The organism is Enterobacter cloacae complex sp. ECL411, assembly GCF_021869665.1.
Classification (GTDB): Bacteria; Pseudomonadota; Gammaproteobacteria; order Enterobacterales; family Enterobacteriaceae; genus Enterobacter; species Enterobacter intestinihominis.
The window spans coordinates 2,808,137-2,821,684 of the sequence record NZ_CP091486.1; the positions used below are offsets into that span (position 1 = coordinate 2,808,137).

Consider the following 13,548-nt stretch of genomic DNA (forward strand, 5'->3'; position numbering starts at 1 on the left):
TGTGAGTAAGACCTATGCTCAGAAGTGAAGCTGTATCGGCTGATTCACTATCGGTTCAAGAGAACCATCGGGCATTCAGTTACTTCCCACAACTCAAAGCGTAGCAGCAGATTACAAAACCATAAAAAAAGGCCTGCTTTTTATAGCAGGCTCTCAAGGAATTTGAAACTTATATTGTTATTGTCATGGTGCCGGGTGCCTCCCGGTGACTCAACCCCAGTCAGCAAAGCCGCGCGCATACCTGCAGATAGCAGTTGACTGGAACGCCCTTTCGCTTAGAAAGGATTCACCACAATAATAAGTTACGACTAATCCATTCTAGCGGTCAATACATCATCGCCATGAGTCCTCTCAGAACGAGGGGAAACAAAAAAGGCCACCCATTGGCAGCCTTAGAAAAGCAAAAACCCCGCCGAGGCAGGGTTTCAATGATTAATTTCGTTTGGACGGTATCTTCCACGATTAGAAGCATACAGGACAGTTTTATGCAAAGTCAACACTAACGTGCAAAAAAGTGTCGCCATTTGTTCCGATCATATTAATAAGTTGTCGCCTTCTCAAATTCTACTGCCGCGTGACGCTCCCCCTGCCGCAGGGTGTCCACCAGCATTTCATAAAAGGGTTTCCAGTTGCGTGACCATGAGGACTGATGGAGGTCCGGGAGACGCTTCAGAATGGCACGGTGTACCGTCGCCGAGGAGATAGCAGAGAAGCCATTACCAGAGCAACGTTCACAGGTTTTGAAAACCGGTGCGCCACGTTCTTTGGTCGCTTTGCGGTCCAACACTTCGCCTTTACCGCCGCAACGACAACGGGCGCTGATCGTTCCCTTGCCTTCGCAAGCATCACAGACCGCCGGTACAACCTCTGTTACCTCCATCCACTGCTCCCAGTCAGACGGTCGAACAGCACGAGAGCGGCAGGCCCAGTATGGAGCTTTACCCCATGGGTACGAAACCTTGCGGGTAATCTGTTCGCGGGTTGTTCGTCCGGTACCGCTGCAACTGTGACATGTCACGCTGGTAGCCGCCGAACGGGAGTAATCAGCAAAGGCAAATTGTGCCAACATCTGCATGCACCATCCGAACTGCCCACCAGCTGCTTTGCGAACATTCTTCGGTGCGACATACATCGCATATCGCGCCAGTGCCTGAACTGCGAGCTGTTCATCCGTTTTGCTGATTCCCGCTTTACCGAAGAACGCCGCCAGGCCGAAGCGCGCGCGGCTGCTGGTGGTGCCAATCGCCGCCATTACATCTGTTCCTGTAAGGCGGTCCGGAGAAGTTCCCTTCACGTCGTCGCTGATGTGCATTCCCTGAGGACTAAAATGTTTGAGCGATGCTTCCAGTTTCATAAGGTTGCCCTCGTTGCTTTGATGTTTTTAATAGTCTGCATTGCTGGAATGCCTTTCTTTTGAGTAACGTCTAGTCTGAGCTTTCTGCTGTGGCGCCGAACGCTGCTTTGCTAACTCCTGGTCAATTGGCAGGAAGTGCCCGTTATAGAATCGACGGTAGATCGTACCCAATTCACCGTTGCGCTGTTTGGTCACGTTAATTTCCGCGATCCCCTTCGCTGGCGACTCAGGGTTATAAACTTCATCTCGGTATAGCATCATGATCAGATCAGCATCAGCCTCAATCTCACCCGAGTTTTTGAGGTCTGAGTTCATCGGTCGTTTGTTGGGTCTCGACTCAACGCCACGAGAAAGCTGGCTCAGGGCAAGGACCGGAGTTTTATTGGATTTAGCCAGACGCTTGAGTCCTTTTGACACCTCACCGACGGCAAGGTCATATCGTGCAGTGCTTTCAATTTTGATGAGTGCCAGGTAATCCACGACCACCAGCGCTATTTCCGGATGAGCAAGCTGTAGGCGGGTAGCTATCTGTTGAATCTGATCTACTGTCAGATCGGTGGAATCAACCATCCAGATGCTACGACCAGTCAGCCGTTCTACACCGTTTGTCAGCCTGGCCCAGTCCTCATCATCAAAATCAGCAGCCTTTTTCAGGCGTGAAACCGACATGCCGCCGGCAGCAGATACCATTCGCTCTCCGATCTGGATATTAGGCATTTCCATGCTGAAGAACAGCACACCACGGCCCTGCTCAGAAACCTTGTCGATGATATCCAGCGCCAATTCAGTTTTACCCATCGACGGCCGCGCAGCGATAAACACCAAGTCTGTTGGTTCAATGCCGCCAGTCTTTGCGTCCAGCTCTTCGATACCTGTCATGAGGCTTCTGGCTTCTTCAAGCCCACGGTTGCGCGCATCTACCCGATCCACCACAGCAGGAAGAATGTCGTCGATATGAACTGGCTGAACGGTCTTTTCTTCGAGAGTAATTGCTGCAATGCTGTTCTGTGCGGCCCTGAATGCCGATAAAGCCGCATCACTATTGTGAGCATTCCGGAGATCGGCCAGCGCCCTTTCAATGACAGCTTCGGCATCGCGAACAGCTGCATTACGCTCCAGCGTGGAAACGTAGGACACAAGCGCCGACTTCGCCCATGCGATACGGCTCGAGTCCATAATGATTGCGCTGTGCTTTGGCATGTTTTCGCAGAGCAGTACAGGGTCAATAACGCCAGCTCCACGCGCCTGACGGCAGATCCCAGTATATATTTCCCGATACTGCGGTACCGAGAAAGCGGTGGCTGGCACCCTGGAAAGAATATCCAGTACCTCAGGGTCGGCACCACGCAGAAAAATTGCGCCGATCACCGCACCTTCCAGATCTTCATTTTTCCAGACAGGAGTCATGCTACAACTCCTGACGCGATGGCACGGAAACTTCCCCAGCCAAATGCCAGACGGTTGCGGCCACCATCGGTAACCCGATCCACAATTCTCTCGCCAATCGTTTCTTTCAACTGGTCGAATGTAAGATTGCTGATCAGGATTGTTGGCAAAATGCTTTCGTACCTGGCATTGATAATTTCCTGAAGGATGGTCATTTCAGTCGGACTGCCGAACTGAACGCCCACCTCGTCGATAATCAGCAGATCCAATGAAGCGAAACGTTCAATGACATCTTCCTCGGTCATTTCAGCATTGTGGCGCCACGTGCTTTTCACTGCTCGGGTGAGGCGCATAACGTCGGTGATTTCCACTTTAGCGAGATGTCCACGGATAATGCTCTTCGCCATGGCCACTGCCAGATGGTTTTTACCGGTCCCGCAGTTTCCGGTCATGACGAGCCCAGTTCCAGCTTTCAGGCGATCAGGCCAACTGGCGGTGTAGCGCTGACAGACTGCCAGATTTTTGGCGGCATCCGGGTTGACAGCCTGGTAGTTATCGAATTCACATGCTTCGAATCGTCTTGCGATCCCGGCATTGTCCATCAGGTCGACTACTCGTAATGCACGCAGACTGGATTCAATGTCAGCAAGTTCCGCTTTCACACACTCCGGGCACTGGGAGTATTTAACGTTTTCAACTCCACGATATGCTTTTCCAGTGAGGGAAATGCGCTGATAGTTGCCATGTTTTTCACAGTCGGCGGCGTGGACGTCACCAGACTCCCAGCGTCCCCACTGCCATGGTTTTTTATGCTCTACAGCGAACGCCAGTTCTTCACGAAGCCCTTCGCGCTTCGCCACCAGAGCATCTCTTTCTTCGCGTTGTTTAATACTCAGCATTGTGATTTCTCCTGCTTACCAGTTGCAGTCTGATTGGCCATAGTCTTGTTCACTAAACCCCGAAACCGGCAGTCCCCCAGATCGACCGCTTACCGCAACTGCAGGCGCCTGCCATGACTCATCGAAATGCCGATCGGGACCAAAGAACGTCGCCGCCTGTTTCACGTACTGCGTTCCGGCGCTACCGGTTGCGCGGACATATGCCGCGTAGCGATCTACGCCAGCCAGCATTGCCACAGTGGTAACACCGTCTTTGATTCGAGCTTTCCAGGCTTTCCAGGCAGCAGCTTTAGAATTACCGCCAGCACGTTTAGGGTATGCCTGCCAGGCCTGCTCGAACTCGTTGGAATAGTTCTCTTTGGAAGAGCGATTTTCAGAATAGGCTTTGCTACACACGCCAAGCTCTTGTGATTCTTGTTTTGAATTTACTTGTGGATCATGTTTTGAATTTACTTGTGGATCTGGGGTCAGATTCTGACGGGTGAAAACGCCATTTTTGTCAGAATCTGACGGGTGAAAACCGTTTGAACATACAGAATCTGACGGTTCAGATTTTGAAGTGTCAGATTCTGACGGGTGAAAACCGTTAGTCCTGCGCTGCTTTTTCAGCGCTGCCACTTTGTCCTTCTCAATGCGTGCCAGAGCCTCGAGACGATCGGCATTCAAATGATAAAGATTGGACGTGTTGCGATTACCTTTACGGCGTGATTCACGACGCAGCCAACCGGAAGACTCCAGTTCTGCAATGGCGGTCCTGACCGTACTTTCCCCGAGCCCAAGCTGGCGGCAAATAGTTTCGACACTCGGATAGCAGACACCATCATCATTCGAGTAGTCAGCGAGGCGTGCCATAATCACAAGTTTGGCTCCCTTAATGTCATGCGCTGCGCACGCGTCCCAGACGTTACCGAGAATTTTGCTACTCATACAAACTCCTGAACTGGCGTGATTGTGTAGCCGCGAGCTGGCTCAAGACGAACTGCAAGCCCGGTATCGAGAGCACCAATTTTTCTCACTTTCAGGAAGCCTGCTCGTTCAAGGGCCTTGATCTCCTTAAACATTGCCTGCTTTGAGCAGCAACAGAATTCGTACAGTACCTGATGATCGATTACTCGCTCCCCTTCTCCATCCATAGATCCGCCCATTAAAATGCGAAGCATGACCAACCGCTGAAGTGGGTTATCGAATGAATATTTACGTACGAAGTCAGAGTGATTCATGATTCCTCCAGCATGCCGCGACATGTCACACCTCAGAACCGCTCTTGAAAACCAACTGTTCTTTTGTAATAACTGGCTTATTCACGAATGACTTTGATGCGCTCTCGATCGCCAATGCCAGTCTGGGGGAAGCATTGCGATGACCATAAGCAATGAGATTCAGGTATCCCGGAGATGTGCCTGATTTTTTAGCAAGATCTGCCCACTGCTCTTTTGTTGAGCACTTACGCCAAGCAAGTAATTGGTTGTTCATTACGGTCTCCTGTTGCAATGAATCAACTTTAGCTTTTTGCTAAATTAAATGCAATAATCATTTAGCAGTTTGTGTATTTACCACATTGCTAAATAATGAGATTATTTTGACATGGACATAAAAAGCATACGCAAATCAAACCTTGAGCAGCTCATTGTTGAGTTCCTGAAGCGCGACAGACATACGACAAAAGCAGCTTTCGCAGAATTGTGCGGGATAAGCCCTGCCCAGTTGAGCCAGTTGCTTGGGGGCAATAGCCATCGAAACATAGGCGACAAAATGGCCAGAAAGATTGAACAGGCCTTGGATCGTCCGTTTGGGTGGCTGGATAGTCCACACAATGCTCCTGACAGTATTAAAAGCGAGTTGGAGTATGTCGGATCAGTCCGTCCGGGAGCTGTACCAGTTGTAGGGGAAGCGATTCTTGGGATTGACGGAATGATCGATATGCTAGAGATCCACGCTGGATGGCTACAAATATACAGCGCGGATAGGGATGCCTATGGGCTGAAAGTGAAGGGAGACAGCATGTGGCCACGCATACAGTCTGGAGAATATGTCGTCATAGAGCCAAACACCCAAGTTCATACAGGTGATGAGGTTTTTGTGCGAACAAAAGATGGGCATAACATGATAAAAATCATGAGTAAAACTCGCGATGGCGATTATCAATTCTCAAGTGTAAACAGTGATCACAGGCCCATCACCTTAAGTCCTGATAGCATCGAGAAAATGCATTTTGTTTCAGCTATTGTTAAGCATACGCGTTATGTTGACAATGATGAAATGCCCGCCCTGTAAACCCCATCTTTATCCCCCTCCAACCGACCTGATGGTCGGTTTTTTTATGCCCACCGAAGAATAATATTAAAATAATTATATTATTTATCAAATACATAAAAGAAAAAGTAAATAATTTAGCATTTATCATTTGCATGGCTTTTACCATTTTGCTAAATTCACTTCATCAGCAGACAACGGAGCCTATGAAATGAATGTAGAGCAAATGCTTTCCGAGAACGGAACTGTCCACAAAATTGCGATGGATATTGATCGTGTAATCAATGCGCTTGAGTACGCAGAATCAGATCCAGATGTTGCATATAAACCAGCGGCACTCATTAAAATTTGTATCAATCAGTTAAGGGATAATCTTTCTGTTCTAAACCATGAACTTGGTTATGATTGGCCGGAGAATAAATAAATGAAAACTCCATTAGACATGCTTCATGATATCGTCGCTCAGATTTCCGAAGGCAATACTCTTCTGGAAATGATTTATAAAAACACCGAAGAAATGAACGAGGAAACTGATTGCGGCTTAGCCTGCCTCATTCGCTCTTTCGATAAAACCCGTGAAACAGCTTACGCATACATCGAAGAGTTAGCAAATAATGCAAAGACAGTTACCCCCCCCCATCGGGAATAGAGATGATATTGCCGATGATATTTTTTATGCCACAGTCAGCGCTGCAAAACTCAGGGAACTGGCTCACGTATATAACGAATCATATTTTTCAGGAAAAGACAGTGATGACGCTGATTGCCTAATGGCATCACTTATTTTCGATAATATCATTAAGGTACATGAATTACTGAAAAGCATCGAAATAAAATTAAATTAATTAATAGGTAGTTTAAATCACACCATCCCTGGTGGGGATACGTGCAACCAAATTTCAGAGGAGATTGAAATGAACCAATCTGAAATAGATAGTCTTCTTGAATCAAAAGTTTCGCGGCGTAGGCATTTAAAAAGCCTGGAGTATGGTGTTGGTCATTATGACGTAGAATTCCCCAGCACTATTATCATCGACGGAATAATGTGCCACCACAGCGCTCACCGTCGTTGGAGCGGCATGTTATCTCGCTGCTACAAACCGCACACAGAACAGTTAGAGCACAGTTACGCCGGATGTACTGTTGCCGAAGAGTGGCTGCGATTCTCAAACTTTCTGGCGTTCTGGAAAGAAAATTATCGCGATGGATATGTGCTAGATAAGGACCTGCTACACCCTGGTAACAAGATATATGGTCCTGAATACTGCATATTTGTTCCCCCAGCACTTAACTTATTTACAGGTGATCGCGCCCGTTTACGAGGGAAATACCCACAGGGTGTTATCTGGCATAAACAGTCCGGTAAGTTTCGGGCACGAATCAACGTAAACGGAAAGATTTCACACCTTGGGCTTTTCAACACCACACAGGAAGCCCACTTAGCCTGGCACACAGCCAAGATGCAACAGGCTAAGGACTGGAAGCCCACATGTGATGAGATTCACCCACTACTACATGCAGGCCTGATGAAAAAAATAGCGGGAATGCAACAGCGATTTACTCAACCACGTTAACCAACTTTTAAATGGGTAAGTAAATGTTAATCGATAAAGCGGCATACAAAACAGCACGGCTTTTCTTCGCGACCTATGGTGAGGAATACCGCCATATCTCTAACCTTTTCATGCGCAAAGCTTACGGGGTCTGAATATGCTCAGTAAAGACAGCTCTCTAGAAACCGCAAAAAACACAGCAGATAACCTGTATCAATTAATGGAATTAATTAACTCCAATATTATTGATATGGATATCGAGCAAATAATTTCTCTGTCTGGCCTCTGCCTTGACTTGTCGGCTCAGGTTTCAATGTGGATGGATTCGGAGTTTGAACGTCGTGAAAAACAACGTAATTGAAACCTACCGACGCCGAATTTTAAAAGCAGCGTTATTACGCCACCAGCGTAAAACAGGCAGTAACTGCCTTGTTATTAAGCTCAATAAAGGCGGCATTAACACGGTCGAGTTAACAGAGATTCTTCTCGATGGATTATTGAGAAAATTCGAAAGGCTTGCGATCAGTGAGTACGGGAATGTCGAAGGCGTAAAAGCTATCAAGGGAATTTACAGCAGCGCTGTTGATGTTAATGGCAGCGGTGAATTCCTTACGGATAGCGGGAAGGAGTTAATCGACGAGCTCATTTCTGAGCTGGTCGAGTTCGTCAAAAAACAAAAAGTGGAGGCTCCGAAAACGGAGGGTCATGAAATGGGGGGATCTGATGGCACTTACAGCGATACGAATTCCTGAGTGGGTTCACCTCAAAGCGGTACACGTTTTAAGCCAGTTCAGAGCGAGGAGGATTCACCCCTGCCGCATGATCGGCACCGGGAATCTGAGCCTGAAGGTAAATCACCGCTGGCGGCTACTATCCCGCGATGGCGGCAAGAACTGGGAAGTAATGAGCCATGAAACCTATAACCGGGAGAAAGACAGATGACTGACTTTGAAAAAGATAACGTGAAGCAGCTTGTTGCTCGCCTGAAGGAAATCCAGAAGCAATCCGACGTAACGATTCCTGGTTGGATGCTTGACGAAAACCGCTATGGCAAGGGCTCCCTTAATTTAGAAGAGCAGCATGAGTGGGCTCAAACCGTCGTCCAGTCCATGCGCGGTACGGTCGCCCTTCTTTATCTCATCAGCTGCGAAAACCGCTGGGGACTCCGTGACGGGCAATACCAGTTTAAAACCGAGGAGTTTACCTTCGGCTTAACCCGGGAACTTATTGAAAATCTGCTGATTAAGCATGTGGAGTGCGCACTGATCGAGCACAAGCCTGAGGAACGCTATCTGGCGGTTTACCAGTTCTACTACGCCAACGATCAGCGCCTGAAAGAAGTCGGTCATTCGTGGTTCGCAGAGTTTCTCGACGAGATTTTTGTAGATCTCGCTGCCCAGCTGCGCACCGGTAAAACAATGCCAGCCAATCACGTTTTGCATTAAGGAGCAATGAAGATGGCAATGAAAGCAGAATTAGCACCAGTAGCGGCCCGTGACCTGCAGATCATCGAGTATCGCGGTCAGCGAGTTGTGACCACTGAACAGCTGGCGGCAGGATATGGCGCAACCGAGCAGATGATCACCAACAACTTCAACCGCAACAAATCCCGGTTCGTTGAAGGTAAACATTACTTCAAGCTTTCTGGCGGAGATGTTGAAATTTTGCGCAACTCTTTCAGCGGACTGCAAATCTCAAGCAAAGCTCGCACCCTGACTCTTTGGACTGAACGCGGTGCAGCTAACCACGCCAAAATTCTCGAGACAGATCAGTCCTGGGAATTCTACGACGATATGGCTGAGTTTTATTTCACCCGCCGCGCCTCTATTGCAACGCCGGCAACACCGCTGACACTTAGCCGAAAAGAACTTGCCTTGATGGTAATTGAAGCCGAAGAACGCGCCGAAGCCGCTGCACTCGAAACCAGGACCCTCAGCGCCACTGTTGAAAGCCTGGAGAAGCACTTCACCAAAGGCATGACGATCCCAGCATTCAGCAAGGCGCTGAACGGCGTCAACATCAACAAAATGATGTGGTGGGCGTCCGAGCGTGGCTGGGTGTTTAACGAGCAACGCGACCCAGAGAAAGATCCGCGCTGGCGCGTCGCCTCATATGCCCGCGACAAATATCTGACGGAAGACCAGACGCAGATCACCCCGCACGGCAAGGATGCTTTCACGAAGTTTACGCCAGTACTGCTGGAGAAAGGCTGTCACCGTCTGTATCAGCTGTACATGAAAGGTGAGCTGCCAATGAAAAAGACTTGGAATGGCGAGTACAGCCACGACAAAGCGATTTATTCACCGGAGGCCAAATAATGGAACTGCTTCCTTGCCCACTTTGTGGCAACGATGAAATAGATTTCGATTCTGTGCTTTATGAAGGCGAGCCAATGTTTGTAGTCCGTTGCGATTGCTGCAGTGTGAGTCTAGCTCCGCAAGCTCGTGATATGGCTGCGGCCATCTGGAACCAGCGAGCACCACGGCCGAAAGAAGCGACAGATTCATACCAAATTCTTGAGCACCCATCAGTGGGGCGATTTCAGATCATTAAGCCGGAGGGCTTCTGAAGTGAATAATGATATCTGGAATCCGGCTGGCTCTATTGAGCTGGCCCACCGGCAGGCTCTGACATGTGTATGTGATGCCTACTTGTTTCATTTGGTCAGCCTGCACCGTCGCCCTGTATATCGCCACCAGTACGGTGATATTTCGCTTAATCAGACAGCATTACAGGGATTCATCGACTCGTACCTCGCTGATAAGGGATGGAGTATGGAGCGTCGCCGTGCACATTACATCCGGATGCTGGACCTGATCAAATATATGCATCGCAGCAATGCGGACTTCGTCGATTGGGGAACTGTGCCAGCTCTAAACCCAAGGGGCATCCGCTGGATGAATGCCTGTTTCTCAAGGCTGGGAGAGATGGTTAATAGTTTTGGCGGGTGGAATAACGTCGTGGCGAACGCAGACAGCGAGGTGAAATGATGGACCGTGCAATGATCAAGACCGACTCCCTGAACACAATTGGGGAATGCCTCGAGCAGCTGGCGCTGGCCGAAGAAGGCCTTATCGCAATCGACGGCCAACTGTTAAAGCATGATGCCGATCAGGCTTGGCGCAAGCGGGCAGAGAATGCCCGCCGGACCATTGGGCAAAAGAAGCGAATCATCACCGCTCGTTTATCTGTGCTTCGCCATCAGGAGAAAGAGCATAACCGGCAGATGCATCACACGCGTGACAGCTATCTGATTGCAGAGCTGCGGGAGATTGTCACGCCCTCTTCTTTCCTGCGCTGCGTACACCGCGCAGAAACAAAGCTGGAGGCCGCCAGTGAGTGAATCCAACTTGTTTGAATTGGTGGCGCTGATCAAGGCAGCAAAGAGCGATCCGTCAGCGATAGTCGATGCATTATGGGAGGCCGGTTATCGCCAGCCCGAAAGGAGCGAGAAGGAGGCGGCCAAAATAACTATCGACACCTTCTTCTACTGCATGGCGTTCGATATGCCGACAGATTTCTGGCCCCGCGATTATGACAGCGTTCTCCAGAATGAGCTGATGAAAGCAGTTATTGGTGAGGATGGAGAGCTGGCCTACGCCACCGCCAGCGAAATAGCCAAAAGCGTTATCAACGCCGGATTTAGCAAGGAGGCCGCCAATGGGTGAAATGGTCGATTTGAATAATGCGTGGTGCCGCTGCCGTGGTCTGAGTGTGATGTGAGGTGATTATGAGCGACGTTGTTCTTCTGGTACCGAATGACTGGGTTAGCGAAAAGGTTCTGATTGCGGTTACCGGGCTCAAGCCCGGAACCATCCTCCGGGCCAGAAAAGAATGCTGGATGGTTGGGCGGGAATATGTGCACGTTTCACCGGACGGAAATCCGAAACCTTCCAGCGAGTGCATGTATAACCGTAAAGCGGTCGATGCGTGGGTGGCCTCAATGAAAAACAAACAGCCTGGGTGATCTGAGGCCATGAAAAAGGTAATCTCATATCGCTCTTGGGCGTCTGGAGGAATCAATGGATAAAGTTACATATCCAACAGGCGTCGAAAACCACGGTGGCACATTGCGCATCTGGTTTAATTTCAAAGGTAAGCGTGTCAGGGAGAGCCTCGGTGTCCCTGACACCGCTAAGAACAGGAAGATCGCCGGGGAATTGCGGACATCGGTATGCTTTGCCATCAGAACAGGCACATTTGAGTACGCGGCACAGTTTCCGGACTCCCCTAACCTCAAGACTTTTGGGGTGGGTAAGAAAGAAATTACAGTGTCAGAGCTTGCCGAAAAGTGGCTGGATCTGAAGAGAATGGAAATCTGCGCGAACGCACTCAACCGTTATGAGTCAGTCGCAAGGAATATGGTGCCAAGGATCGGGGATAATCGGCTGGTGTCGGCGGTGACTAAAGAGGAATTACTGTATATCAGGAAAGATTTACTGACCGGTAACCAGATGCCAATGAATGGGAAGGTCCCGGCAAAAGGACGAAGTGTTGTCACCGTAAATTATTACATGACAACTATTGCCGGAATGTTTCAGTTTGCCGCAGATCACGGTTACTTAGAGGTGAACCCATTCGACGGGATAAAGCCTCTTAAAAAAGCCAGGGCAGAGCCAGATCCGCTAACTCGTGACGAATTTATTCGCCTGATTGATGCATGCCGGCATCAGCAGACGAAAAACCTGTGGTCACTCGCAGTATACACAGGGGTCCGTCATGGGGAGCTGACCTCCCTGGCCTGGGAGGATATCGATCTTGAAGCTGGAACAATAACAATCAGGCGTAATTATACAAAACTGGGTGAATTCACTCTACCGAAAACTGAGGCCAGTACCAACAGAGTGATACACCTCATTCAGCCTGCGATCAGCGTCCTGAGGAATCAGGCGGAAATGACCAGGCTTGGAAAAAAGCATCAGATCGATGTTCAGCTGCGCGAATACGGCAGAACTGAGAGCCACGAGTGTACATTTGTTTTCAACCCTCAACTGGTCAGAAGATGTCAGCAGGTGGGGATCATCTACAAAGTCGACTCGATAGGTGATTTATGGGACGCAGCGATGAAGCGAGCAGGGATAAGGCACAGGAAAGCATATCAGTCGCGTCACACGTATGCGTGCTGGTCACTGTCAGCTGGCGCTAACCCCAGCTTCATTGCCAGTCAGATGGGCCATGCGAGCGCCCAGATGGTCTTCAACGTATACGGTGCGTGGATGGCAGACAGCAGCAGTGAGCAGATCGCAATGCTGAATCAGAGGCTCGCGGATTTTGCCCCACAGATGCCCCAAAGCATACATAGCAGCGCCAGAGCATTATTGAAATCAGTAAGTTAGTTAATAACGCCCGACATGTTAACTGCGTGGAGGGCAATACCACGCTGTACGCTCTGCCACGCACGGAGATCGTCGAGCGCTGGCGCGAGCAAACCACCGACGATTTCCGCTTTTGCTTCAAATTTCCGGCAACCATCTCCCACAACGCCGCACTGCGAAACTGCGATGATTTAACCCACGAGTTTTTCACCCGGATGTCGCCCCTGGCAAACCGTGTTGGCCAGTACTGGCTCCAGCTTCCCGCCACGTTCGGCCCGCGCGATCTACAAGCCCTCTGGCAGTTTCTCGACGCCCTGCCCCACGATTTCACGTACGGTGTGGAGGTGAGGCATCCAGATTTCTTTGCCAAAGGCGACGCGGAGAAAGCGCTGAATCGCGGCCTGCATGAACGATCGGTCAACCGCGTGATCCTCGACAGCCGCCCCGTGCACAGCGCAATCCCGCACAGCGAAGCCGTTGTTGATGCCCAGCGCAAAAAACCGAAAGTACCGGTTCACGCCATTGTTACCGCGCAGAACCCGATGGTCCGGTTTATCGGCAGCGATAACATGCAACAGAATGAGGAGATGTTCGCCGTCTGGCTGCAAACGCTCGCGAAATGGGAGCAAACCACCACCCCGTACCTGTTTTTACATACGCCGGATATTGCCCAGGCACCTGAACTGGTCGATGCTCTCTGGCAGGCCTTGCAGCAGGCGGTTCCGTCGGTTGGCCCCGCGCCGTCCATCCCACAACAATCTTCTCTTTTCTGAAATCACCCCCTATCA

General features: G+C 49.8%; 22 protein-coding genes. 16 read left to right on the top strand and 6 right to left on the bottom strand.

What is annotated here, in order from left to right; translation table 11 throughout:
• Positions 1-538: 538 nt before the first annotated feature.
• Genes L3069_RS13405 through L3069_RS13430 form a run of 6 tightly spaced genes read right to left on the bottom strand, consistent with a single transcriptional unit; the run spans position 539 to position 5,112 of the window.
• A complete protein-coding gene (locus L3069_RS13405; RefSeq protein WP_232961380.1) occupies positions 539-1,354 on the bottom strand; it encodes an antitermination protein in 816 nt (271 codons plus the stop codon).
• Positions 1,355-1,381: 27 nt separating this feature from the next.
• Complete coding sequence (locus tag L3069_RS13410) at positions 1,382-2,761, bottom strand: replicative DNA helicase (RefSeq protein ID WP_023296241.1); 1,380 nt, start codon at positions 2,759-2,761, stop codon at positions 1,382-1,384.
• The gene (locus L3069_RS13415) at positions 2,758-3,639 is read right to left on the bottom strand and encodes an ATP-binding protein (RefSeq protein WP_236901880.1); all 882 of its coding nucleotides are present in this window, start codon (positions 3,637-3,639) and stop codon (positions 2,758-2,760) included. The genes L3069_RS13410 and L3069_RS13415 overlap by 4 nt, the downstream gene beginning before the upstream one ends.
• A gap of 15 nt (positions 3,640-3,654) precedes the next feature.
• Entirely contained in the window at positions 3,655-4,566 is a 912-nt protein-coding gene (locus tag L3069_RS13420; protein ID WP_236901881.1) for a helix-turn-helix domain-containing protein, read from the bottom strand.
• Positions 4,563-4,859, bottom strand: a complete 297-nt coding sequence (locus L3069_RS13425) for a hypothetical protein (RefSeq protein ID WP_032635108.1) — start codon at positions 4,857-4,859, stop codon at positions 4,563-4,565. Before L3069_RS13425 ends, L3069_RS13420 begins: the two co-directional genes overlap by 4 nt.
• Positions 4,860-4,884: 25 nt before the next feature.
• Positions 4,885-5,112: a transcriptional regulator gene (locus L3069_RS13430; protein ID WP_001064664.1), complete on the bottom strand. Its 228-nt coding sequence runs from the start codon at positions 5,110-5,112 to the stop codon at positions 4,885-4,887.
• A 111-nt stretch (positions 5,113-5,223) separates the two neighbouring features.
• Here L3069_RS13430 and L3069_RS13435 point away from each other — a divergent pair, with 111 nt between their 5' ends.
• The 16 genes from L3069_RS13435 (at position 5,224) to L3069_RS13510 (ending at position 13,533) form a co-directional block, all read left to right on the top strand.
• A complete protein-coding gene (locus L3069_RS13435) occupies positions 5,224-5,913 on the top strand; it encodes a S24 family peptidase (RefSeq protein WP_032635107.1) in 690 nt (229 codons plus the stop codon).
• A gap of 190 nt (positions 5,914-6,103) precedes the next feature.
• Entirely contained in the window at positions 6,104-6,316 is a 213-nt protein-coding gene (locus tag L3069_RS13440; RefSeq protein ID WP_032665917.1) for a hypothetical protein, read from the top strand.
• Positions 6,317-6,541, top strand: coding sequence for a hypothetical protein (locus L3069_RS13445; RefSeq protein ID WP_047363371.1), 225 nt, complete (start codon positions 6,317-6,319; stop codon positions 6,539-6,541). It begins immediately after the preceding gene.
• Positions 6,507-6,737, top strand: coding sequence for a hypothetical protein (locus L3069_RS13450; RefSeq protein WP_232961385.1), 231 nt, complete (start codon positions 6,507-6,509; stop codon positions 6,735-6,737). Before L3069_RS13445 ends, L3069_RS13450 begins: the two co-directional genes overlap by 35 nt.
• 69 nt (positions 6,738-6,806) lie before the next feature.
• The gene (locus L3069_RS13455) at positions 6,807-7,466 is read left to right on the top strand and encodes a hypothetical protein (RefSeq protein WP_236901882.1); all 660 of its coding nucleotides are present in this window, start codon (positions 6,807-6,809) and stop codon (positions 7,464-7,466) included.
• Positions 7,467-7,602: 136 nt separating this feature from the next.
• Entirely contained in the window at positions 7,603-7,806 is a 204-nt protein-coding gene (locus tag L3069_RS13460) for a hypothetical protein (protein WP_016240231.1), read from the top strand.
• Positions 7,787-8,197, top strand: coding sequence for a hypothetical protein (locus L3069_RS13465; protein WP_032650068.1), 411 nt, complete (start codon positions 7,787-7,789; stop codon positions 8,195-8,197). The genes L3069_RS13460 and L3069_RS13465 overlap by 20 nt, the downstream gene beginning before the upstream one ends.
• Before the next feature lie 186 nt (positions 8,198-8,383).
• Positions 8,384-8,890, top strand: a complete 507-nt coding sequence (locus L3069_RS13475) for a hypothetical protein (RefSeq protein ID WP_232961391.1) — start codon at positions 8,384-8,386, stop codon at positions 8,888-8,890.
• A 12-nt stretch (positions 8,891-8,902) separates the two neighbouring features.
• Complete coding sequence (locus L3069_RS13480; protein WP_023337029.1) at positions 8,903-9,763, top strand: ORF6N domain-containing protein; 861 nt, start codon at positions 8,903-8,905, stop codon at positions 9,761-9,763.
• The gene (locus L3069_RS27465) at positions 9,763-10,014 is read left to right on the top strand and encodes a Lar family restriction alleviation protein (protein ID WP_006811084.1); all 252 of its coding nucleotides are present in this window, start codon (positions 9,763-9,765) and stop codon (positions 10,012-10,014) included. Before L3069_RS13480 ends, L3069_RS27465 begins: the two co-directional genes overlap by 1 nt.
• Before the next feature lies 1 nt (position 10,015).
• The gene (locus tag L3069_RS13485) at positions 10,016-10,435 is read left to right on the top strand and encodes a hypothetical protein (RefSeq protein WP_006811085.1); all 420 of its coding nucleotides are present in this window, start codon (positions 10,016-10,018) and stop codon (positions 10,433-10,435) included.
• Positions 10,432-10,788 carry a hypothetical protein gene (locus tag L3069_RS13490; RefSeq protein ID WP_045898565.1) on the top strand — a complete coding sequence of 119 codons (357 nt, stop codon included), beginning with the start codon at positions 10,432-10,434 and terminating at the stop codon, positions 10,786-10,788. Before L3069_RS13485 ends, L3069_RS13490 begins: the two co-directional genes overlap by 4 nt.
• Positions 10,781-11,113: a hypothetical protein gene (locus L3069_RS13495; protein WP_006811087.1), complete on the top strand. Its 333-nt coding sequence runs from the start codon at positions 10,781-10,783 to the stop codon at positions 11,111-11,113. The genes L3069_RS13490 and L3069_RS13495 overlap by 8 nt, the downstream gene beginning before the upstream one ends.
• 62 nt (positions 11,114-11,175) lie before the next feature.
• On the top strand, positions 11,176-11,412 hold the full coding sequence (locus L3069_RS13500) for an excisionase family protein (protein WP_023294930.1): 237 nt from the start codon (positions 11,176-11,178) through the stop codon (positions 11,410-11,412).
• A 55-nt stretch (positions 11,413-11,467) separates the two neighbouring features.
• Positions 11,468-12,781: a site-specific integrase gene (locus L3069_RS13505; RefSeq protein ID WP_236901883.1), complete on the top strand. Its 1,314-nt coding sequence runs from the start codon at positions 11,468-11,470 to the stop codon at positions 12,779-12,781.
• Positions 12,760-13,533: a DUF72 domain-containing protein gene (locus tag L3069_RS13510; protein WP_063857575.1), complete on the top strand. Its 774-nt coding sequence runs from the start codon at positions 12,760-12,762 to the stop codon at positions 13,531-13,533. Before L3069_RS13505 ends, L3069_RS13510 begins: the two co-directional genes overlap by 22 nt.
• Positions 13,534-13,548 lie beyond the last annotated feature (15 nt).